We start from the raw sequence: 22,540 nt of genomic DNA, 5'->3' as shown, positions 1-22,540 counted from the left end.
AAGGTGAAGGTGAAAATTTGCGGGATCCAAGACATAGACACCGCATTATATGCTCAACAAATAGGGACGGATTATATCGGGTTTGTCTTTGCCGAAAGTAAGCGGCAAGTGTCAGCTGAACAAGCGGCTGCCATATCGGATCATTTACACAAAGGTCCGTTAAAAGTAGGTGTGTTTGTCAATGAAAACGTCAAACGAGTAGAGGAAATCGCAGAGGCCGCTTCTCTCGATATCATTCAGCTGCATGGAGAGGAGCCGCCAGAATACGCAAGAAAATTAACGCGCCCAGTCATTAAAGCGTTTAGTTATTCCGAAAAGTTGTCGATCCAAGACGTGCTTGCTTATCCAGCGGACTTAATTTTACTAGATAGCGCCAAAGGTCCGTATCGAGGAGGAAATGGAACGTCATTTGATTGGAATTTACTTGCGAATGAAACTTTTGATCGCACAAGGCTCATTTTAGCAGGTGGCCTTCATCCTGACAATGTACAAGAAGCGATCACAACGATTGACCCAGCGGCTGTTGATGTTTCGAGTGGCGTCGAAACAAAGGGTGTTAAAGACTTTATAAAAATGAAAACATTTATTGATCAAGTGAAAGGAGTTTGTCGACGATGACTATATATACACAACCAGATTCAAAAGGGCATTTTGGAAAGTTTGGAGGTAGGTATGTACCAGAAACATTAATGCAGGCGGTAATTGAGTTAGAGGAAGCATATGAAACAGCAAAAAAAGATCCATCCTTCATCGAAGAATTAAACAGGTACTTAAAAGATTATGTCGGCCGAGAAAATCCGCTATATTTTGCGCGGAATTTAACTGAAAAAATTGGTGGCGCGAAGATTTATTTAAAGCGCGAAGATTTGAATCATACAGGTGCTCATAAAATTAACAATACGATTGGTCAAGGGCTGCTTGCGGTTCGAATGGGAAAAAGAAAAGTCGTAGCCGAAACGGGTGCCGGTCAGCATGGGGTGGCCACAGCGACCATTTGTGCCTTGCTTAATCTTGAATGTGTCATTTTTATGGGAGAAGAAGATATTAAACGGCAACAGTTAAATGTGTTCCGAATGGAGCTATTAGGAGCAAAAGTGATCGGTGTTAGTCAAGGAAGCGGGACATTGAAGGATGCGGTGAATGAGGCCCTGCGCTATTGGGTCGCTCATGTAGAGGATACTCATTACATTATGGGGTCCGTCCTTGGCCCACATCCGTTTCCGCAAATGGTCCGCGATTTTCAAAGTGTCATCGGAAAAGAAACAAAAGCACAAATGCTCGAAAAAGAAGGAAGGCTCCCTGATGCGGTTGTCGCATGTATTGGTGGAGGAAGCAATGCAATGGGAATGTTTTACCCATTTATTGATGATAAAGAAGTTCAGTTATATGGAGTGGAAGCCGCTGGTAACGGAATGGAAACGGAGCAGCATGCCGCGTCATTAACAAAAGGTTCCATTGGTGTTCTTCATGGAAGCAAAATGTATGTATTGCAAGATGAAGCCGGTCAAATCCAAGAAGCGCATTCCATTTCTGCGGGCTTAGATTATCCAGGGGTAGGTCCTGAGCATAGTTTGTTAAAAGAGATTGGCCGAGTGGACTATCAAGCGGTGACCGATGAAGAAGCACTAGAAGGGTTTAAACTATTGACGCAAACAGAAGGCATTATCCCTGCACTTGAAAGCTCTCATGCAGTTGCTTATGCAGTCAAGCTCGCGGCTTCGATGTCAAAAGAAGAGACAGTGGTCATTTGCTTATCGGGACGTGGAGATAAAGATGTAGCTGCGATTCAAGAGAGATTAGGAGGAGAAGACAATGAGTAAAGAAAAGATAAAGCTTGCTTTCCAAACGCGGAATGAGAAAAACAAAAAAGCCTTTGTTGCTTATATTATGGCAGGCGATGGTGGCTTAAATAAATTGAAGGATCAAATGCTTTATTTGCAACAGATTGGAGTCACATTGATTGAAGTAGGCATTCCTTTTTCAGACCCGGTGGCAGATGGTCCGGTTATTCAAGAAGCTGGGAAACGAGCCCTACAGCAAAAAGTGACCTTGAAGAAAGTATTAGATGAACTACGGAACATAAAAAATGACCTCCACATTCCTTTTGTGTTAATGACGTATTTCAATCCTGTCTACCGATATGGAGTCGAACAAGTTGCTCATGATGCGGCATCAGCAGGGGTATCCGGTGTCATTATTCCGGATGTGCCGCTGGAAGAAGAGGAGGAAGTAAAATCTTCATTGGATCAACATGATCTCGCACTGATTCGTTTAGTGACTTTAACAAGTCCAATAGAGCGAATAAAGCGTATCACAGAAGGGGCAGAAGGATTTATTTATGCTGTCACGATTAAAGGGATTACAGGGGTAAGATCTAACTTTCAAGAGGAGGTATATCAATTTTTGCAGCGAATCAAAGCAGAAGCGAAAGTGCCTGTTCTTGCTGGGTTCGGTGTTTCTTCAAGAGAGCAGGCACAAGAACTAGGGCAACATTGTGATGGAGTAATTGTCGGCAGTCAAATCGTTCAGCTATTTCACGAAGGTAAGCAAGAAGAGATTGCCAAATTATTGCCTGAACCTGTTTTACATGCACATGAATGATAGAAAGATCTAATCGTCACGATTATTGTAAAGCTAGGTACGAGGGTGTGCTTTAGATATAATATGGAATTTGGAGGGTAGATAAATAGAAGTTACCCTCCAAAGCAGCATTTTTATTTACAAGACTAAATGTCTAATTTGAAAATGATGAAAGATCTTCTATCATTTTATCTATCACGTCAGATGTTTCAATTTTACATGCTATTTTTAAACGTTTCATTGAATGAACTGCCCGTTCTTGTAATCGTTCGTCCAACTTTCCTGTAAGTTTAATTTGAGCAAAAACCGAGGCATAAGTCACCATGTCGCTTTGTATCATATCCATTTCTTTTGTATTCATCAAATTGTCTATTTCCTGCCTGGTGAATGTATCCGCTGGAATATATTCCATTCCCCACTCCTCTTCAATAAGTTTTTGCGGAAAATCTAAAAAATCTAACTGAGGATTTTTTCTGATGATTTCTGACAAGATAGCTAGAGTATCGCTTCCTTCGTCACTTCCAAAGGGGGCTTCCTCATCTCCACAATCATAATAAAAATCTTCGGAGAAACGCTCTTTTCACCACTTCTCCTCACTTTCGCAATATGTAAATTTATTTATCTATTATACCAACAATATCTTTCCAGAAAAAAAGGTTCATTTGATGAAAAATACACACAGGGGTATTTGACAAAATTAAAAAAAGCGAGTAAGATACAAATATCAAATAATAAGCGGCATTATTTTATTATTTAAAATACCCCCATTAGTATATGAGGAGGAATAGACAATGAAGAAAATTGTAATTATCGGTGGAGCAGCTGCAGGAGCAACAGCGGCCGCTCGTTTACGTCGGTTAGATCTGGAGGCGCAAATTGTCTTATTTGAAAAAGGAGAATACATTTCCTATGCGAGCTGTGGGTTGCCTTATTACATCGGTGACATGGTCCCTCAACGCGATTCTTTACTGGCCCAAACAGTAGAAGGAATGACGAAAAGATATAATTTAGATATTCGCATCGAAACAGAAGTGACAAACATCCATCGCTCAAATAAAACGATTACGGCTAAACATGTGAAAACGGGTGAACAGTACGAAGAAACGTATGATGTGTTAATTTTAGCGACAGGTGCTACGCCGGTTATTCCTAATATTCCGGGTATCGATCAAGCGAACAATGTGTTTACATTGAAAACAATTCCAGACGCAGATGAGATTAAAAACTGGATGAAAGAAAGAGAGCCAGCTCAAGCTGTTGTCCTTGGTGGAAGTTTGACTGCGATTGAACTCGCTGAAAACTTACAAAAGCGCGGGTTACAAGTAACCATTATTGAAGAGAATTCACAACTAGCCCCAGCTCTTGATGAAGAAATGGCTGCACTTGTGCATCAAAAATTACGTGATCAAGATATCAATGTTGTCTTAGGTCAACAAGTCCGTCGTATGAATAATGAAGGGCAACAATTAACGTTACAAGATGGAACTGTTCTAACAAGTGATATGACGATCGTCGCGATGGGTCTTACGTCTGAAAGTGAACTAGCGAAACAAGCGGGACTAGAAATAGGAGAACATGGTGGGGTGAGCGTTAACACTAACTTACAAACAACGGATTCAGCGATTTATGCCGTTGGTGCTGTCGTTGAGTCTAATGGATTGTCGTCTGCTTCTTTTACCAACCGTCAAGGAAGAGCTGTAGCGGATCATATTTATGGAAAGAACGTGCAATATAGTGGCTCGATCGGCACGACAGCCACAAAGGTCTTTGATTTAACAGTTGCTGCGACAGGTCAAAATGAAAAGACCTTAAGTGCAATGAACATCCCATACGAAGTCGTTCATATTCACCCAGCTTCTCAAGCGGGCTATTACATTGGTGGAAGTCCCATCACATTAAAAATGACGTTTCATCCGGAAACAGGAGAAATTTACGGTGCGCAAGCGATTGGATTAACAGGTGTAGATAAAAGAATCGATGTGCTGGCCACAGCGATCAAAGCGAAGATGAATGTCTTTGATTTGCAGGACCTTGAGCTCATCTCTTCCCCTGTTTTCTCTACACCGAAGGATCCCGTCAATATGCTTGGTTATGTGGCAGGCAATATTGTAGAAAGAGGAATGAAAGCGGCTCATGTATTAACGATTGATGAAGTAGTAGCCAATGGTGGTACAGTCATTGATGTGCGCGAACCGTTTGAACGCGAAATGGGGCATATAAAAGGAAGTGAAAATATTCCGCTGGGTGAATTGACAGCGAGAATAGATGAAATTTCTAAAGATCGACCTATATATGTATCTTGTCAAGTTGGGCAAAGGGGCTATTTAGCATCTAATGTATTAAAAGAAAATGGATTTGATGTTTATAACGTAAGTGGCGGCTATAAAATGTATGCTGCGGTGGTACGCGATCAAGAAGCGCGACAACAGCCAATTCAAATGAAAGTAGAAGGTGAACAACAGCCAATGACACAATCAATAGAACCAATGACAGGTGATGTAAAAGCAGATGTGCAATTAAATTGTCTCGGACTTCAATGTCCAGGACCGATTAGCCAAGTGTTTCAAACGATGAATCAAATGAATGACGGTGAAGTGTTAGAAGTGAAAGTGACAGATCCGGGTTTTATTTCTGATGTGAAAGCTTGGTGCAGTAAAACAGGCAACACGTTCCTTAAAGATGAAACAATGGCTGGAACAACGATTGTATACATTCGCAAAGGGACAGATGGTCAAGCGCTAACAGCTAGTACTCAGGTGTCTGCCAACAGCCCTAAAGGTGCTACGCTCGTTGTATTTGATCAAGACCTTGATAAAGCGATTGCTTCTTTCATTATTGCAACCGGTGCAGCCGCCATGGGCAAAAAAGTGACGATGTTCTTTACTTTCTGGGGCTTAAATATTTTACGGAGAGAAGAGGCAGTCTCACAAGAAGGGAAAGACTTTATTGAAAAAATGTTCAGTAAAATGATGCCGCGTGGACCGAAACAACTTCCAATTTCCAATATGAATATGGGAGGAATGGGCGCGAAAATGATTCGCTCAGTAATGGAGAAGAAAAACGTTGACAGTCTCGAAAAACTGATGGCGACGGCGATGGATCTTGGAGTGGAAATTACCGCTTGTGCGATGAGTATGGATGTAATGGGGATTCAAGAGCATGAATTAATCGATGGTGTTCAAATCGGCGGGGTGGCTTCTTACCTCGGTCAAGCTGAAGATTCAAATGTAAATTTATTTATTTAACGACTTGGAAGAACTGGCTCTTTACTTTAGCCAGTTCTTTTTATTTGCTGATTGCCTGACATGGATGAAATGTTAAAAAAACATTCAAGTGAAGCACTTCCCTCCTTTATGTGGAGATGTTTAGAAAATAAGAAAATAAGCTACAATGAAGTGAAGGGTACTAAGCAGAAAAAAACGCCTTTAAAGCAGGGAAAAACAGGCTAAAAAAAAACCGATCGATTTAATTTAAGATTTTTATAAAAAAGGATTGGAATTTCTAAGTAACAGTAGTAAGATGGTACATGAAAAAAAGATGCCGCGTTTTAAATACGGGGAAACAGCAAAAAAAAGTATATTGATATAACGTTTTTAGCACAAAACATATGGCTTATACTATTTTTTTTGCCTATTTAAAAATGTCACAAAAAATTGCTAAATTAAGCGTTAATACTTTATATTATTAGTCTTCAGTGGTAAGATGTCCTTGTAAGCGGTTTTATTTTCATTTCTTTATGTTATTTTCTACTGCCACTTCATTCTTAGAAAATAACTGAACAAAAAATTATTCATTGTAAAAATTAATGGGCGAAATGGTTGGAGGTTTTTTAGAATGAAAATGCAGACAGCCCAAGGGAATCCATGGAGTAAATTCTTTGGACCAAACCTTGGATACGTGATGGAAGTATATGAACAGTATTTAGAGGACCCAGCATCAGTTGATCCGGAACTAAAGCAAATGTTTGATGAGTGGGGAGCACCAGTAGCTAACGAGACTGTAGCAGAAGGTGTTCAAACAGCTGTACCTGCATCACAAGGAGATTTACACACGCTATTTAACGCAATTAAATTAGCGGACAGCATTCGTATTTATGGGCACTTAGCGGCAGATATTAATCCACTGAATGACCGTAACAAAGATACTCGGCGAATTGAATTAAGCACATATGATTTAACTGAAGAAGACTTGAAAAAGGTTCCTGTTAAGTACTTATGTCCAGATGCGCCTGCTCATGTTACAAATGGATTAGAAGCAATCCAACATTTGAAGAAAGTCTATACAGATAAACTTGCTTTTGAATTAGCCCAAGTTCACGATTTAGAAGAGAAGCAATGGCTGAGAAAACAAATTGAATCAACGGGATATTACCCAAAATTCTCTAATGAGCAAAAAGTTCAATTGTTGAAACGTTTAACAGAAGTTGAAGGTTTCGAAAAATTTATTCATAAAACTTTCGTAGGGCAAAAGCGCTTCTCTATTGAGGGCTTGGATGCGATGGTTCCTCTTCTCGATGCGGTTGTGCGCACATCTGCTGCAAACGGAACGAAAACGATCAACATCGGAATGGCTCACCGTGGACGTCTAAATGTGCTCGCTCATATTTTAGGAAAACCTTACGAAATGATCTTTGCTGAATTCCAGCATGCACCAAGCAAAAATCTTCTTCCTGAAGGTTCAACAAAAATGACTACATATGGTTGGACGGGTGACGTTAAATATCATTTAGGTGCTGACCACAATTACCAAGAAGATGCGACTGTTACACGTGTGACATTAGCTAACAATCCTTCTCACTTAGAAGTAGTTAGCCCAGTTGTTACCGGATATACTCGTGCAGCGCAAGAAGAACGGACAAAAAACGGAGTACCCGAACAAAATACTGAATTAGCACTTGCTGTACTCATTCATGGGGATGCGGCGTTCCCTGGACAAGGAATTGTCAGTGAAACGTTTAATATGAGCAGAATTCCAGGTTATCAAACAGGCGGTTCTATTCATATCATCGCGAATAACATGATTGGTTTTACAACAGAAAGTTACGATTCAAGATCTACTCGCTACGCCTCCGATTTAGCGAAAGGATTCGAAGTACCAATTGTACACGTGAATGCGGACGATCCAGAAGCTTGTTTAGCTGCGGCCCTTATGGCGGTAGACTATCGTAACCGTTTTGGAAAAGATTTCGTGATTGATCTAATTGGTTACCGCCGCTTCGGCCACAACGAAATGGACGAGCCAATGACAACGAATCCAATGATGTATCAAATGATTCACCAACACCCAACAGTTCGTGAAATTTATGCTAATAAACTGATTGATCGCGGCGTTTTAACAAAAGAACAAGCGGATCAATTAAATAGTGATAACGAGAACAAACTAAAAGCTCTATTTGAAACTGTTCCGAAAAAAGATGACAATCCGGACATCATTATGAATCCACCGAAATTTGTTGAAAAAGAGCTTCCGACTGGCGACACAGCTGTTGACACAGAAGAGTTAAGCAAGATCAATAGCGAGCTATTAACTTGGCCTGAAGATTTAAATGTATTCAAAAAGCTTGATCGTATTTTAAAACGCCGTGCTGATGTGTTTGAAAAAGACGGCAACATCGATTGGGGTCATGCAGAAACATTGGCGTTTGCATCAATTTTAAAACAAGGCACACCGATTCGTTTAACAGGACAGGATGCTCAGCGCGGTACATTTGCTCATCGCAACCTTGTGTTGCATGATGAGAAAACTGGGGAAGAGTATGTGCCGCTTCATCATTTAGAAGGTGTAGATTCTTCGTTCGTCGTAATTAACAGCCCGCTCACAGAAACAGCGGTTGTCGGATATGAGTATGGATATAATGTCTTTTCTCCAGAGACTTTAGTTCTTTGGGAGGCTCAATTTGGTGATTTTGCTAACATGGCTCAAGTAATGTTTGACCAATTTGTTTCTTCTGGTCGTGCGAAATGGGGACAAAAGTCTGGTCTTGTTATGTTGTTACCGCATGGATATGAAGGACAAGGTCCGGAGCATTCAAGTGGGAGAGTGGAACGCTTCTTACAAAGTGCGGCTGAAAATAACTGGACAGTAGCTAACCTTTCTTCTACTGCGCAGTATTTCCATATTCTTCGTCGTCAAGCTTCTATTCTGAAAAAAGAAGAAGTTCGTCCATTAGTGATTATGACGCCTAAGAGCTTGTTGCGCCATCCTTTAGCAGCAGCAAAAGCTTCTGAATTCACAACCGGCTCCTTTAAACCAGTAATGGAAGAACCAAGACTAGGAAGCAATCCAGAAAAAGTGGAAAGAATCGTTCTATGCAGCGGAAAAGTTTCAATCGATTTAGCAGAGCGAATTAGCAAAACAGAAGGACTTGATTGGTTGCATGTGCTTCGAGTGGAGGAATTATATCCATTCCCTAGAGAAGAAATCACGGCTCTCTTATCACGCTTTACAAATGTGAAGGAATTAGTATGGCTGCAAGAAGAACCGCAAAATATGGGCGCTTGGACGTATATCGATCCAAGACTTCGCGATGTAGCTCCAGATGGTGCAAAAGTTCGCTACATTGGTCGACGTCGTCGTTCAAGCCCTTCAGTAGGGGATGCCATTGTTCATAAGAAAGAACAAGAACGTATTCTTAATGAAGCATTAACGAAGTAAGTAGCCGAGTGGGTGGGGAAATTTATTCCGCTCACTCCTAATAATAAACTACATTTAAATTTGATGAGACATTAGAGGAGGACACGAAAGTGGCTGAAATTAGAGTTCCAGAGCTGGCAGAATCAATCTCAGAAGGTACCATTGCTCAATGGTTAAAACAACCAGGAGATCAAGTAGAAAAAGGGGAATTCATCGTTGAATTAGAAACAGACAAAGTCAACGTTGAAGTTATTTCCGAAGAAGCAGGAGTTATCACAGAGTTGAAAGCAGCAGAAGGTGACACTGTTGAAGTAGGTCAAGTCATTGCTGTCGTAGAAGCAAGTGGATCAGCAGTTGTAAGTGCTCCAGCTCCTGCAGCTGAAGTAGCACCTCAAGTAGAAGCAAAACAAGAAGAAGTGAAAGCTGAAGCTGCTCAAGAAGAAGCGAAACAACGCCCAATCGCTTCACCAGCAGCACGCAAGCTTGCTCGTGAAAAAGGCATTGATTTAACAGAAGTACCAACAGTTGATCCAATGGGCCGTGTTCGTAAGCAAGATGTAGCTTCATTCTCTAATCAACCAGCACCATCTGCACCGGTAGCCCAAGCACCTCAAGCAGCAGCACCTAAGCAAGATGACGGCAAACCAGTAGAGCGCGTTCGTATGACACGTCGCCGTCAAACAATTGCGAAAACATTAGTGGACGTTCAACATACAGCCGCAATGTTGACGACGTTCAATGAGATCGATATGAGCGCAATTATGGATCTTCGTAAACGCAAAAAAGATAAGTTCTTTGAAGATCATGAAGTTCGTCTTGGATTTATGTCCTTCTTCACTAAAGCTTGCGTAGCAGCATTGAAGAAATACCCATATGTGAATTCAGAAATTGATGGCAATGAATTTATTTTGAAAAAATACTATGATATCGGTGTAGCGGTTTCTACTGAGGACGGCTTAGTTGTACCAGTTGTACGCGACTGTGATCGCAAAAACTTCGCTGAAATTGAGAGCGATATTTTAGGTCTAGCTTTAAAAGCTCGTGATAATAAATTAGCATTAAGCGATCTTCAAGGCGGATCATTTACAATTACAAATGGTGGGGTATTCGGTTCATTAATGTCTACTCCAATTTTAAATGGCCGCCAAGCTGGTATTCTTGGTATGCACAGCATCCAAACTCGTCCGGTAGCGATCGATAAAGATACGATTGAAAACCGTCCAATGATGTATGTGGCACTATCTTATGACCACAGAATTATCGATGGAAAAGAAGCAGTTGGTTTCTTAAAAACGGTGAAAGAATTAATTGAAAATCCAGAAGATCTTTTATTAGAAGGTTAATACGGATAATTATGTAAAGGTGTGCTTTAATTAGCACACCTTTTTCTAAACTATTTATTGATCATTAACCCCCGTTTTTGCACTTCTATTGCCAATAAGCGAATCCATTCCTGATCCTGGCCTTTTTTCTTTGCATCCCGATAAGCAGCGACAAGCATTTCATTACTCATAATTTTCATGAAACATCCTCCTTGTAATCGGTTACTTTAAAACTAAAAATAAAGAATATTCTTTATTTGCAGTGTATTATACACGTTTCTGTTAGCATTTTAAAGTATAATGACTGTAAATCCATCTAAAGTATGTAAGAAGAAATCAAGAGTGAAAAAGGACTTAATTGATGATCAATATTCATCTTATTTTCTATGAAAATAATTATGTAAATATGAGGTGATTCCATGTATATCTATACGAGTGATCAAATCAAATCGATTGATCAAGAAGCGATGAGAGGGGGGATGTCTACCTTCACATTGATGGAAAATGCAGGAGGTGGACTTTTCAGAGTCGTGTCCCAGTTGTTAGATGGCAGGCAGAACATAGCGATTTTATGCGGCAAAGGGAATAATGGCGGGGACGGAATTGTTTTAGCAAGGTACTTACAAATAGCGGGCATGGATGTCGACCTTTTATTGCCAATGGGTGAACCAGTCACACAGGCCGCCAAACAGCATCTTAATTATTATAGAAATCTCGGTTATACAGTCAGTGAATTCAACGAGAAGATGAAATACGATGTCATCATTGATGGTCTTCTCGGGATCGGGACAAAATTGCCTTTATCTTCTGAAATCAAAAAATTAGTCTCTTGGGCTAATGAACAGTCGGCGATACGACTAGCGATTGATGTGCCGACGGGTGTATCCAGCGATCATGGAGAAGTAGATGAAGCCACTTTTCAGGCAGACCATACGTTGCAGTTACATGGATATAAGCCAGCTAGCTTTCTTTTCCCTTCATCAGAGTTTTTCGGGAAGAAACATGTTGTTGATATTGGTGTAGCACATAATAGTTCATGGAAGATATGGACGGCAACGGATGTTCAAACTTCATGGAAGCACACACTGCAAAATGCGCATAAAGGAAGCTTCGGACATGGCCTATTAATTGCAGGAAGTGATTCAATGCCTGGTAGTGCCGCTTTGGCAGCGATCGGTGCTATGCGGACGGGAATTGGAAAATTAACGATCCATACTACTCCTTATGCAGCGGCGATTATTGCGCACCATGTACCAGAAGCAACATATCATTTCGAATCTAACGTAGAGAAGCACCTTTCCTTTAATGGAGTAGCGATCGGGTGCGGGCTGGAGCCAACAGATAAGCTAGAGGCATGCATTCAACATTATTTAAAAGAAGAACTGGTGCTTATATTAGATGCTGGAGCGCTCTCAAAAAGAAATTACTGTTTACCAGGTCGAAAAGCGAATGTCATTGTGACTCCTCATCCTGGAGAATTTGCACGAATGATGGGTCAAACGGTGAAAGAGGTTCAAAAAAACAGGCTAGAAGCCGCTTCTCAATTTGCTAGAGAACAGCAAGTAACCATCGTGTTAAAAGGACAATATTCAGTAATTGCCTTTCCTGATGGGACAGGTATAATTAATATGAGCGGAAATGAAGCATTAGCTAAAGGTGGAACAGGTGATGCATTGACAGGAATGCTATTAGCAAGTATGCTGCGGTTAAAGAGCGACCGAGTAGCCGTTGCTAATGCTGTGTATCTCCATGGAGCCTGTGCGGATGCGTGGATCGAAAACAATGGCCCATCTAGTATGGCTGCTCATGATATCGATCATTTACTTCCGTTCATGTTGAAAAAGATTATAGGTTGAATAGCCAAAGGAGGAAGTTATGAATCATCTTACATGGACGAAAAGGGAAACAGTAAAGAAAGTGGAATGTCTACACACGAATGCAGCAAAATATATGGTCAATAATCGCTTAACAGCTGGTCAAACATACGACGTGAAAAATGAAACAGAAGAATTTTATTTTGTGGTCGATAATAAAGGAAGTATTTCTGGTTTTTATAAAGATTATTTTAAAGACGTATAATAGAAAAGGTTGTATATAAGGGAGAAAATCTCCTTTTTGTACAACCTTTTTTTAAATTATTGTGCAAATTAATAAATTTAAATATTTACTAGAATTTTTAGTATTTTTTTGTTAAGATTATGGGCAAGGAAGGGTGTTTTTGAGGACTATAGTATCATAATCCTTCAAATATATTCATACATACATATAAAATAGTTTCTATATTTACTTAGGGGGAGTATAAGTGTTTGATGAGAGAGTGGCATTGAAAATTAGATTAGAACAACTTGCCGATTCCGAACTGAAGATTATTCGTGAGTTTAATCGCGAACGAGAGAGCATTTTTCAGCGATTAAAAGAGTTGGACGCGATGGCTGCTAGCAGTAACGAGAGAAAGCCAAAAGAAACTATGACGATCACGCAAATCACCAGTTTGCCTCATAAAAGAAAAAGAGGACGACGAAGTGAAAACCTGGATGAGTTAAGAAACGCAGCGATCTCTATTTTGAAAGCGCAAAACACACCTATTCGAGGGGTGGAATTACAGCGTCAAATTGAAGAGAATACAGGAAAGAAAATTGCTAATATGACGACATTTATGGTTGCACTAGAACGTGAAAATCAACGTGTGCGTAAATTAGGAAGAGGATTATACATATACGATTATGAAGGCTGATTGTTTCGTTACAATCAGTTTTTTATTTTACTGAAACCGAAATGAAAGGTATGATAGAAAGCAGGCTTGAAAATGAATAGAAAGGAAAGATCTTAGTGATAATGACAGAATTACCTGCTGTTGTGCAACAACAGATAGAAGAGCGAGCGAAACACTTTATGAATGATCAGGAAAAAGATCTGATTGGTCAATTAGGATATCAGCCAGAAGAAAAAGAAATAGTATTTGATGCGGCGATTGCTTTATCGATGGGGAAAAATATTTTATTAAAAGGTCCTACAGGCTCTGGAAAGACCAAGCTGGCGGAAACACTATCAGCCATGTTTTCACAACCGATGCATAGTATCAATTGCTCCATCGATCTTGATGCGGAAGCAATGCTAGGCTATAAAACGATCTCCGAAAAGGATGGGAAAAATTATATTGAATTTGTTCCTGGACCCGTCGTTCAAGCGATGAAAACGGGACATTTGCTGTATATTGATGAAATTAATATGGCCAAGCCAGAAACGTTACCCATTTTAAATGGTGTGTTAGATTACCGCCGCACCATTACGAATCCATTTACAAATGAAGTGATTCAAGCACAGCCTACATTTGGAGTCATTGCGGCGATTAATGAAGGCTATGTTGGAACCGTTCCGATGAATGAAGCATTAAAAAATCGCTTTATCGTCATTGAGGTATCTTATGTAAAAGGTGATACATTAAAAGCGATTCTTTTATCGGAAAGTCGTCTGACCGATACAAAGATGGTTGAGCGGTTCACAGCTTTATCACAGGATTTAATCGTGCAAGTAAGAAATGGTCAAGTATCGGAAGAAGCCGCTTCTGTCAGAGCGTTAATCGATACTTGTGACTTAGCGGTGTATATGCCGCCATTACGAGCGATTCAACGAGCGATTATTGATAAATTAGAGGATGAAAGAGAGAAAGCTGCTGTTAAAAACATCGCAGAAACTATTTTTGAATGAGGAGATTTCATGGAGAGATTTATCCAATTTAATGATGAAGTCGTCGATTCTTTTTTGTTTATGCAGTTGTCGGATTTGGCCAAAACTTTAACTCAAAATCCGGAGATAGAAGTAGAATATGGACCGCATTCTTATGCGAATAAAAAAGAAAACGTGATCTATGTGAGTCACTTTTGGAATCATCGCTCAGCAAGTGATACGTGGAATGGCTATGAATCGGACGTATTGTTGCGGGCGATTGGCAGTTTTCAATATGTGGACGAACATGATGTGAAACACTTTGTTCAGATGATAGCGAAAACAACGATTCCTTCGTTTATTAAACAATTATTTGTGCTAGCAGAGGATTTACGCATAGAGGAATTGATTAAAAGAGAGCGACCGGGTACAAAGAAAGTGTTTGCTGTTAGAAGAAGCATTTTACGCCAATACTTTCATACTCAATTAAATGTGAATATAGTAAAAAGTCTTCATACCGATGCTTTATTTAACTATTTATTTTTGTTATTAAATGCGGACGCACCGCTAGAGCCTACTTCGATAAATGAAGAATTAGATCCAGCTATGCCTTTTATCCTGCAAACGGCCCTTCGTTTTTTTGAGACGACATCGACAAAAGAAACTATTCAAGTTTGTACTTTGCTGCTCGATGTACTTGATGAACTGTTGGTAAAAGATATGCTGAACGAATATGTTCATTTGCCGGATTTAACGAACTGGTTTAACGATGATGAGGAAATATTTCAAGACATAAAGAGGAAAGATCCGTTAGCCAATGACGATTCATTAGAAGAAAAGAAAACGGGTGAAGAAGAAATCTTAGATGAAGAGTTTCGAACGTGGCATCGTGAAACGAGCGATCTAGGCACAAGCTTTTTGCAATTTGATCTTGAGCAAGGGTCTAAAACGGAATTAATGGGAGAAGGGGCTAGAGAAGGAGACGAAGGAGATCAGGCACTAGGGATGGTGCAAGGGTCGGCAAAGAAGACAAGTAGAACGGATTTTGCGGACATTCAAGCGGAACAAATGAAGAAAGAGTGGCATAAAGGAGGGCACGAAGCGAGGTACGGAAAAGAGAACCGTTTCGCTATGCCTGTGTTTGATGTAATTCATCCACCGCATTATGACCATATAAAAGACTATAAGGAAAAACAAGCTCGGATTGCCCCTTTGCGAAAGAAATTAACACATATGATTGAACAAACGTTAGAACATAAAAAGGTTCAACCAAGAAGTGATCTTCAAGCTGGCCGCTTAAATAAAAAATTATTGCGTTTTTTCTTAGAAGAACAGCCGCGTTTATTTTATAAAAAACAAGAACCTTCCACTGAAATTGATGCGGTATTCACATTATTAGTGGATTGTTCTGCTTCGATGCAAGATAAAATGGAGGAAACGAAACTAGGGATTGTTCTTTTTCACGAAGCATTAAAGTCTGTGAAAGTGCCACATGAAATCATTGGTTTTTGGGAAGACACGAATGAGGCGACAGATGCCTATCAGCCGAACCATTTTCAGCCGGTTATTAATTACCGCACTTCTTTACTGTCAAGAAGCGGCCCAGAAATTTTGCAGCTTCAGCCAGAAGAAGACAATCGCGACGGTTTTGCTATTCGAGTCATCACGGAAAAACTTCTTCAACGGGGAGAGAAGCAGAAATTTTTGCTCGTCTTTTCTGATGGAGAACCAGCGGCCTATGATTATGACCGCAATGGTATTATCGATACTCACGAGGCGGTATTATCAGCTAGAAAGCAAGGAATTGAAGTCATTAATGTGTTTTTAGCGAATCAAGAGATAGAAGAAGCTCAAAGAAAAACGATTCAAAATATGTATGGAAAATATAGTTTATTTGTCTCTGCGATTGATGAACTTCCAGCTATCTTGTTCCCGATTTTGAAAAAATTATTATATAAAAGTATCAACTAAAGGGAGGAGGGAGTCTTCTTCCTTTTAGTTTTTTTTCTGAATATAAACAATCTTTATAATTGATATATTATCTATCAATAACAAAAATTCAAATAATTCATTTGACAGTGTTCGCCAAATTGCGTAGAATATTATTCGGAATTAGCCGCAAGTGAACATAGATAGAATATCAGGAAAGCGCTTACTTGCTGCCAGCTTGAGAGGAGATTTTATGAAGAAAAAAGACATATTGTTCACGGGACTTATGCTGTTTGCTCTTTTCTTTGGAGCAGGAAATTTAATTTTTCCTCCTTTTTTAGGAATGGAAGCCGGCCGCTCTTTTTGGCCAGCTATTATTGGATTTGTTCTAACTGGAGTTAGCTTGCCTATTCTTTCGGTTGTAGCGATTTCGTTTGCTAAAGGCGGTGTTGCTTCCATTGGAAGTCGCGTACATCCGTTATTTGGTCTTATTTTTGCTATCATTGTATATTTAGCCATCGGTCCATTTTTCGGTATTCCGAGAGGAGCCAGTGTTGCCTATGAAATGGGAGCGCAACCGTTTTTGACTACAGCGAGTAAAGGATCGCTTTTTATATTTATGGCGATTTTCTTTCTGATCGTCTATTTGCTTAGTTTAAATCCATCGAAGCTGGTGGATCGTATCGGCCAGTGGCTTACACCTGCTTTGCTGCTGTCGATTGCCGCTTTATGTGTGGCCGCATTCTTTAAGTTAGATGCTCCGCTCACTGATCCTACAAGCAAGTATGCTGAGTCTCCATTTATCACCGGCTTTATAGAGGGATATTTAACGATGGATACGATCGCGGCGTTAGCGTTTGGGATCGTTGTGATTACAGCATTTGCTGATCGGGGAATAACCGATCGGGCAAGTCAAATAAAAGCAACGATTACGGCTGGAGTCATTGCCGGCATCGGTTTGGCAACAGTCTATATTTCTATCGGTTGGATCGGAACGAAAATGACGACAAAGGGTGACTATGATAATGGAGGGGCGCTATTAACTGACGCTGCCTACTTATTATTCGGTGATGGAGGACAAGTGTTGCTTGGGACCATCGTGGCGTTAGCCTGTTTGACGACTTGTATTGGTTTAACTTCTGCCTGTGCCCAGTATTTTCATGAGCGCTGGTCAGCTATTTCTTATAAAAATTTTGTGCGATTATTAATTGTGATTAGTTTTGTGATTGCCAATTTAGGACTGACGCAAATCATTAACATCTCTGGCCCAGTGTTAATTATGATTTATCCATTTGCGATAGTATTAGTTCTTTTATCATTTATTACATTGTTAGTTCCTGCTAATAAAGGCTTATATGTAGGAGCAGTGGCGATGACTGCCATTTTTAGTTTAAATGATGGGTTAACAGCATTTGAACTAAAAATAGAGGTGTTACATCAAGCGATTTCTTGGGTGCCTTTCTTTTCATCCGGCTTAGGCTGGTTGCTTCCGGCGATTGTTGGAGGAACAGTAGGTTGGCTCGTTAGTTATTTAGGAGATAGAACATAAAAACGGTGGGGGAGCCCACCGTTTTTATGTTTGTTACACGTAGCAAATTCTTTATTTTAAATGCAGTAACTTTTGCTTTAATTCATTTTCCATCGCCGCTAGTTCTTGTTCAGCTTGTTGACGCTTTGTTCGGCCTTCTTGTTGGATACGCATCGTTTCTTCTAATGTAGAGATTAAATTTGATTGTGTTTTCTTTAATGTTTCAATATCGACAAGACCGCGTTCATTTTCTTTAGCGGTTTCGATCGTGTTTGTTTTTAGCATTTCTGCATTTTTTAATAATAATTCATTCGTTGTTTGCGAAACTTGCTTTTGTGATTCCATCGCTTTTTTTTGACGAACGAGCGTTAAAGCGATGGCGATTTGATTTTTCCATAATGGGATCGCTGTCAAAATGGATGACTGAATTTTTTCAGCTAATGCTTGATTCATATTTTGAATCATTCGTATTTGAGGAGCGCTTTGAATAGTGATTTGCCGGCTTAATTTTAAATCATGAAGCCGTTTTTCCAAGCGATCTGCAAATTGCACCATATCATTGACATCTTGGTAAGCCATTTGATCCCCGGATTGTTCTGCTTTTTGACGAAGAGCTGGGATTGTTTCCTTTTGCAGTTCTTCAAGCTTTAGTTCTCCAGCCGCGATAAAAATGTTCAATGCTTGAAAGTATTCTTTATTTTTATCATATAGCTGTTCAAGCATAACGATATCCTCAAGTAGCAACTGTTTAGAATGATCTAATTTAATACTGATTCGGTCAATTTGACTTCCAACCTTTTGATATTTAGACAAAATTTCTTGGATGGAATTTGACACTCGATTAAATAGCCGGCTAAACATATTTTTCTTTTCTGGCTGCAATTCATCTGGATTAACTTCTTGCAGACGTTTCATTAAATCACTTAAAATGTCGCCGATGCTTCCGATGTCTTTTTGCTGTACATGATCGAGCATCGAGTGAGAAAAGCTGGATAATTTAGACTGGGCGGAAGTTCCGTAGCTAATAATCGCTTGATGATTTGTCGGATCAATTTGTTGGGCCAATTCTTTCGCTTTTTGCTGATGCTCTTCAGGAAGCACATCAATAAGTCTTTTCTCTGCTTGTCCATTCGTTGGAGCAGGCGAAGCGGCAGGTTGAACGAAGCTTTCTCCAAAAGGACTCGCAAGCAAATCATCCAGTTCATTGACAGGGTCTTTATAGATCATAGGCTGTGTTGCATTTCCTTCGTTAGTCATCATTAAACTCTCCTTTTATCGTTTGGTTCGATTAAATTCCGTTTTTTTAATGAGTGTTTGGCGACATCGAGTTCAAATGTTAAATGTTCAATGTCTTTTGCTAGCACTTTATGCAAATCATTTTCTAATATTTTCGTTAAATCATCTAACGTGTCCTGTGTTTCAATAAGCGACTGTTTGACCGATTCATTTTTTATTTTATGACTATTCAAAGCGGCGTATTTTTCAGATAGCTCTACGACAGAATCCAGATGGGAATAGAAAAAAGTCTCTGCTTCATAGAAGCGTTGCGGCTCTTTCTTGACGATCGAAAAAATTCGCCGCACTAACCGGTTGAGCTCAATCATTTGTTTAAAGGAACTAATGCTTCGTACTTTAATAAATCCTTTTTGAAGCCGGCTTAATTTTCCATGCGCTTCTTTTAAATTATCAAGGATATAGTAATATTCTTTCCGGGAGAGTCCGTATTTTTTGTACAAGCGTGCATCAGCGAAGCGTCCTAAACTATAGAACGAAACAGCTCCTAATATAAAACTCGTGATGCTGGTAATGAGGGGAGAAAAGCCCCACTGGTTAAAGGCGAGTGCTCCCCATCCTGCTGCAATAGGGATGGATACTAATGCACGCCATAAAATAAAGTTGGCGTTTCTCATATGCGATTCACTCCATTTAGGGTTTTTACTTGTTCTACGCATCAATGACTAAAAAAGTTTCATTTTGTCGCATTTTTTTACGAAAAAAAGTCTTTCCTTTTACTTTAAATTGAATAGGACATATATGCAAATAAAAAGCAGAAGCTATCAGGCTTCTGCTCATTATTTATCTTCCTGGCAAAGTAGATAAAATTTCATCAATATAACCAACTACTTGATTCGAAGCGGCTTCTAATCGTACTAATGCTTCCTCGGCTTGTTGCAATTGATTTTGCTGGTAGAAGATCGCAGCTTCTTTCGCTTGCTCATGCACCACTTTATGGACAGCTTCTAGTTTTTTATAGCTGTCAAATTGGCTAAAACGCTGCTGAATTTGCGGATCATAATACCATTTTCCAAGTCGGCACTCCATGTGAGAAGATATTTCCTGAGGATTGATATCCTCTAAGCCGAGAAACATATTGTAAATTCTCCATTTCCAAATGTAATGGTCTGTTTTAGACAGCATCAATAATGCTTTTGTGGATAAAACAATCGTATTCTTTTCAATAATATTTAAACGGAAGGCATTCATTTGCTTTCCAAGCCCATGGATGGCAGCTCCAGTATCATCTCCTAAAGAACGAATTTCGTCAGTCATAATAGCAATTTGTTGCATTTGATTAGACATTTCATCCATCGTAGCGGCTTGCTCCTCTGTTACAGCTGCTGTACTATTAATATCTTCGTTAATTTCACTGATGGTTTCGACAATTTCTGTTAACAGCGGTAAAGAATCTTTTGCTTCAAATACAGCTTTTTTAATAACAGAGGCGGTATCACCGATAGAAACGGAAACATCTTGTGAAAACGATTTTAAGTTTGTAACGTTCTCATTGACTTTTTGTAAAGATTGCACCGTATTTTCCGCCAGTTTTCGTACTTCTTGTGCGACGATGGCGAATCCTTTCCCATGATCTCCTGCCCGCGCGGCTTCAATAGATGCATTTAAGGCAAGTAAATTTGTTTGATCGGCAATATCATTAATTAATTGTACAACACTTTCAATGGTAGCCACATAGGATTGCAGACGGGAAAACTTATCAACAATCTCTGAAAAGGTTGCTTCTGTATTAAAAATTTCATCTAATGCTTCAGAAATCACTTGATGACTATAATTTGTTCGATCCACTAATATTCCTGTTTTTTCAGACACAGTGGAAGCAGACTGAGCAACGGCATTAATGGAGGCTCTCATTTCATCCGTGGCCACAGTAGAGGTTTGTACTTGTGCATTTTGATTGTCTAATAGTTGAACTAAATCTTTAATAAACATAATTTTTGTTGTTTCATCCATCAATTGTCCGATTTCTTGAACGACTTGCTCCATCATTTGTTCTGAGAAACATTCCGTCAGCAACTCCTGATCGATGTTGACAGCTTTTTGGATGGAGTGCATATATAAAATACAAGTGGTTGGTTTTAACCCCAGGAAGTGAAGAGTGTTGGTGATGACATAAAAATTAAACTGATTAAACATAACGATTAATTTACCTAAGTTGTAGTTGCTATTTCTTAATAAATAGAAAAAGGATAGCGCACTATTGACATAGTCAACATCCCGTTTTTTTGTAAAGAAATGACGAATGTAGTTAGTAATTTCCTGCTGTGGAATGTCCTTCGAATGCGGCTCACGGCAATTGGTGAGGTAAATTTCAAATAGCTCTAGCATTTCCGACTCTAAAGGAGCTAATTTTTCATATATTTCTTCAATTCTAAAAAAATCTTCTTCGTTGAAATGATTATAAGACAGTGTCTGATAAAAACGCCCTTGAACCGTTGAATCTGTTCCAAATTGAGCAAGAATGCTATTGGTTGCTCTTGGCCTCATCTTTTTTAGCATAAAATACCCTCCTAAAAACCAATAAAATAGATAAAATAATCGAAACATCGTTTTTTAATAAGTAAAAAGTCTTATTGAAGGTAATTGTACTAAAAGAACTATAAAAGACAAGCCCTCTATTGTAAAAATTCAATTAAATAAGAGATTTTTGAAATAATATTGAATACAAAGATGGAGAAAATAGCCATTTGGACTTAGCCTACATAATAAAAACAGGGAGCTACATAGGCTCCCCGTTTTTACTGATTGTTTTCTTTCACTGGATGAGTAGAATACCATTTTTTGCTTAACCATGTTTGTCCGATAAGGAATAGTCCACTTACTGCCCAATAAAGCGGAAGGGCGGCAGGAGTAGAGAAGGAAAAGACTAAGATCATGATCGGAGAAAGCATGCCAATCATTTTCATTTGTTGTTTTTGCTGCTCAGGTACATTGATCATAGAAACTCGGAATTGGAAGAAGTACATAACCCCGGCGATTAACGCCATAGCAATATCGGGCTGGCCTAATTTAAACCATAGAAAGTTAGCTGTTTGAATATCTTCTGAAATGCGGATTGCATAGTATAGTCCCATCCAAATCGGCATTTGAATGAAGATAGGTAAACATCCCATCGCAAATGGGTTAATATTGTGCTGCTGATACAATAGCATCATTTCTTGCTGAATTTTTCTTTGCTCCTCTGGAGTTTTTGCCTCTTTTAGCCGTTTTTGAATTTTGTCCATTTCTGGTTTAACGACTTCCATTTTTTCTCTCATAATTTGCTGTTTTTTCATTGAATTAAGCATCAGTGGTAATAGAATTAAACGAACAGCTAACGTAATCACGATAATAGCAAATCCATAGTTACCTAAAAATTGACCTAGCGTATGAATTAGCTGTACAAAAGGGTTCACTAAATAATCATGAAAAAAGTGTCCTTCCTGTTCAGCACTTTGGCAGCCTGATAAAATAAATACAACGGCGGCCATTAAAGATACGAGAATAGATGATTTTTTCAACGTGTTTCCTCCTATTTGCCCAAACGACAAGCAAAATGCTTTTAAGATTAAGGCGATGTTAAAGTGATCGTATTAAAATTTTTGCCTCA

18 protein-coding genes are annotated in these 22,540 nt (G+C 39.3%); 12 read left to right on the top strand and 6 right to left on the bottom strand.

Annotated features, from left to right (window positions below):
- Positions 1–3: 3 nt before the first annotated feature.
- The 3 genes from IRB43_RS06895 to trpA are packed head-to-tail and all read left to right on the top strand — an operon-like array spanning position 4 to position 2,601.
- A complete protein-coding gene (locus IRB43_RS06895) occupies positions 4–618 on the top strand; it encodes a phosphoribosylanthranilate isomerase (protein WP_203362704.1) in 615 nt (204 codons plus the stop codon).
- A complete protein-coding gene (trpB, locus tag IRB43_RS06890) occupies positions 615–1,820 on the top strand; it encodes a tryptophan synthase subunit beta (protein WP_203362703.1) in 1,206 nt (401 codons plus the stop codon). Before IRB43_RS06895 ends, trpB begins: the two co-directional genes overlap by 4 nt.
- Positions 1,813–2,601 (top strand): tryptophan synthase subunit alpha, encoded by a 789-nt coding sequence (gene trpA, locus IRB43_RS06885; protein WP_203362702.1) that lies wholly within the window; start codon positions 1,813–1,815, stop codon positions 2,599–2,601. Before trpB ends, trpA begins: the two co-directional genes overlap by 8 nt.
- Positions 2,602–2,734: 133 nt before the next feature.
- On the opposite strand, the gene IRB43_RS06880 is transcribed toward trpA, so the two are convergent.
- A complete protein-coding gene (locus IRB43_RS06880; protein WP_203362701.1) occupies positions 2,735–3,070 on the bottom strand; it encodes a hypothetical protein in 336 nt (111 codons plus the stop codon).
- A 301-nt stretch (positions 3,071–3,371) separates the two neighbouring features.
- On the opposite strand from IRB43_RS06880, the gene IRB43_RS06875 reads away from it, so the two are divergent.
- The 3 genes from IRB43_RS06875 to odhB all read left to right on the top strand — a co-directional run bounded on the left by IRB43_RS06875 (position 3,372) and on the right by odhB (position 10,556).
- A complete protein-coding gene (locus tag IRB43_RS06875; protein ID WP_203362700.1) occupies positions 3,372–5,825 on the top strand; it encodes an FAD-dependent oxidoreductase in 2,454 nt (817 codons plus the stop codon).
- 589 nt (positions 5,826–6,414) lie between these two features.
- Entirely contained in the window at positions 6,415–9,234 is a 2,820-nt protein-coding gene (locus tag IRB43_RS06870) for a 2-oxoglutarate dehydrogenase E1 component (protein ID WP_203362699.1), read from the top strand.
- Between the two features lie 89 nt (positions 9,235–9,323).
- Positions 9,324–10,556 (top strand): 2-oxoglutarate dehydrogenase complex dihydrolipoyllysine-residue succinyltransferase, encoded by a 1,233-nt coding sequence (gene odhB, locus IRB43_RS06865; protein WP_203362698.1) that lies wholly within the window; start codon positions 9,324–9,326, stop codon positions 10,554–10,556.
- Positions 10,557–10,606: 50 nt separating this feature from the next.
- Here odhB and sda read toward each other — a convergent pair whose 3' ends face one another.
- Positions 10,607–10,735 carry a sporulation histidine kinase inhibitor Sda gene (gene sda / locus IRB43_RS06860; RefSeq protein WP_203362697.1) on the bottom strand — a complete coding sequence of 43 codons (129 nt, stop codon included), beginning with the start codon at positions 10,733–10,735 and terminating at the stop codon, positions 10,607–10,609.
- Between the two features lie 219 nt (positions 10,736–10,954).
- Here sda and IRB43_RS06855 point away from each other — a divergent pair, with 219 nt between their 5' ends.
- From IRB43_RS06855 to brnQ, 6 genes are all read left to right on the top strand, one after another.
- Entirely contained in the window at positions 10,955–12,391 is a 1,437-nt protein-coding gene (locus IRB43_RS06855; RefSeq protein WP_203362696.1) for an NAD(P)H-hydrate dehydratase, read from the top strand.
- Between the two features lie 19 nt (positions 12,392–12,410).
- Positions 12,411–12,614 (top strand): DUF6501 family protein, encoded by a 204-nt coding sequence (locus IRB43_RS06850; RefSeq protein WP_203362695.1) that lies wholly within the window; start codon positions 12,411–12,413, stop codon positions 12,612–12,614.
- 223 nt (positions 12,615–12,837) lie between these two features.
- Positions 12,838–13,269 (top strand): Rok-like winged helix domain-containing protein, encoded by a 432-nt coding sequence (locus IRB43_RS06845; RefSeq protein ID WP_203362694.1) that lies wholly within the window; start codon positions 12,838–12,840, stop codon positions 13,267–13,269.
- 158 nt (positions 13,270–13,427) lie between these two features.
- On the top strand, positions 13,428–14,243 hold the full coding sequence (locus IRB43_RS06840; RefSeq protein WP_481748123.1) for an ATP-binding protein: 816 nt from the start codon (positions 13,428–13,430) through the stop codon (positions 14,241–14,243).
- A 9-nt stretch (positions 14,244–14,252) separates the two neighbouring features.
- Entirely contained in the window at positions 14,253–16,172 is a 1,920-nt protein-coding gene (locus tag IRB43_RS06835) for a vWA domain-containing protein (protein ID WP_203362693.1), read from the top strand.
- Positions 16,173–16,383: 211 nt separating this feature from the next.
- Complete coding sequence (gene brnQ, locus IRB43_RS06830; RefSeq protein ID WP_203362692.1) at positions 16,384–17,679, top strand: branched-chain amino acid transport system II carrier protein; 1,296 nt, start codon at positions 16,384–16,386, stop codon at positions 17,677–17,679.
- A gap of 51 nt (positions 17,680–17,730) precedes the next feature.
- Here the strand turns inward: brnQ and IRB43_RS06825 are convergent, their stop codons facing one another.
- The 4 genes from IRB43_RS06825 to yidC all read right to left on the bottom strand — a co-directional run bounded on the left by IRB43_RS06825 (position 17,731) and on the right by yidC (position 22,451).
- Positions 17,731–18,915, bottom strand: coding sequence for a toxic anion resistance protein (locus IRB43_RS06825; protein WP_203362691.1), 1,185 nt, complete (start codon positions 18,913–18,915; stop codon positions 17,731–17,733).
- Between the two features lie 2 nt (positions 18,916–18,917).
- The gene (locus IRB43_RS06820; protein WP_203362690.1) at positions 18,918–19,568 is read right to left on the bottom strand and encodes a 5-bromo-4-chloroindolyl phosphate hydrolysis family protein; all 651 of its coding nucleotides are present in this window, start codon (positions 19,566–19,568) and stop codon (positions 18,918–18,920) included.
- 166 nt (positions 19,569–19,734) lie between these two features.
- Positions 19,735–21,450: a methyl-accepting chemotaxis protein gene (locus IRB43_RS06815; RefSeq protein WP_203362689.1), complete on the bottom strand. Its 1,716-nt coding sequence runs from the start codon at positions 21,448–21,450 to the stop codon at positions 19,735–19,737.
- 239 nt (positions 21,451–21,689) lie between these two features.
- Positions 21,690–22,451, bottom strand: coding sequence for a membrane protein insertase YidC (gene yidC / locus IRB43_RS06810; RefSeq protein WP_481748120.1), 762 nt, complete (start codon positions 22,449–22,451; stop codon positions 21,690–21,692).
- Positions 22,452–22,540: the final 89 nt, after the last annotated feature.

This window comes from Bacillus sp. REN10 (genome assembly GCF_016820555.1).
Classification (GTDB): Bacteria; Bacillota; Bacilli; order Bacillales; family Domibacillaceae; genus Bacillus_CE.
Note: the sequence above shows the minus strand (reverse complement) of the source record. Positions and strands in the feature narration are given on the sequence as shown.

Coding starts and splice junctions, on each gene's coding strand:
- IRB43_RS06875 (WP_203362700.1), top strand. CDS start 3,372: ATGAAGAAAATTGTAATTATCGGTGGAGCAGCTGCAGGAGCAACAGCG.
- IRB43_RS06850 (WP_203362695.1), top strand. CDS start 12,411: ATGAATCATCTTACATGGACGAAAAGGGAAACAGTAAAGAAAGTGGAA.
- IRB43_RS06855 (WP_203362696.1), top strand. CDS start 10,955: ATGTATATCTATACGAGTGATCAAATCAAATCGATTGATCAAGAAGCG.
- sda (WP_203362697.1), bottom strand. CDS start 10,735: ATGAAAATTATGAGTAATGAAATGCTTGTCGCTGCTTATCGGGATGCA.
- trpA (WP_203362702.1), top strand. CDS start 1,813: ATGAGTAAAGAAAAGATAAAGCTTGCTTTCCAAACGCGGAATGAGAAA.
- IRB43_RS06820 (WP_203362690.1), bottom strand. CDS start 19,568: ATGAGAAACGCCAACTTTATTTTATGGCGTGCATTAGTATCCATCCCT.
- IRB43_RS06825 (WP_203362691.1), bottom strand. CDS start 18,915: ATGACTAACGAAGGAAATGCAACACAGCCTATGATCTATAAAGACCCT.
- trpB (WP_203362703.1), top strand. CDS start 615: ATGACTATATATACACAACCAGATTCAAAAGGGCATTTTGGAAAGTTT.
- IRB43_RS06840 (WP_481748123.1), top strand. CDS start 13,428: ATGAATGATCAGGAAAAAGATCTGATTGGTCAATTAGGATATCAGCCA.
- brnQ (WP_203362692.1), top strand. CDS start 16,384: ATGAAGAAAAAAGACATATTGTTCACGGGACTTATGCTGTTTGCTCTT.
- IRB43_RS06835 (WP_203362693.1), top strand. CDS start 14,253: ATGGAGAGATTTATCCAATTTAATGATGAAGTCGTCGATTCTTTTTTG.
- IRB43_RS06815 (WP_203362689.1), bottom strand. CDS start 21,450: ATGCTAAAAAAGATGAGGCCAAGAGCAACCAATAGCATTCTTGCTCAA.
- IRB43_RS06870 (WP_203362699.1), top strand. CDS start 6,415: ATGAAAATGCAGACAGCCCAAGGGAATCCATGGAGTAAATTCTTTGGA.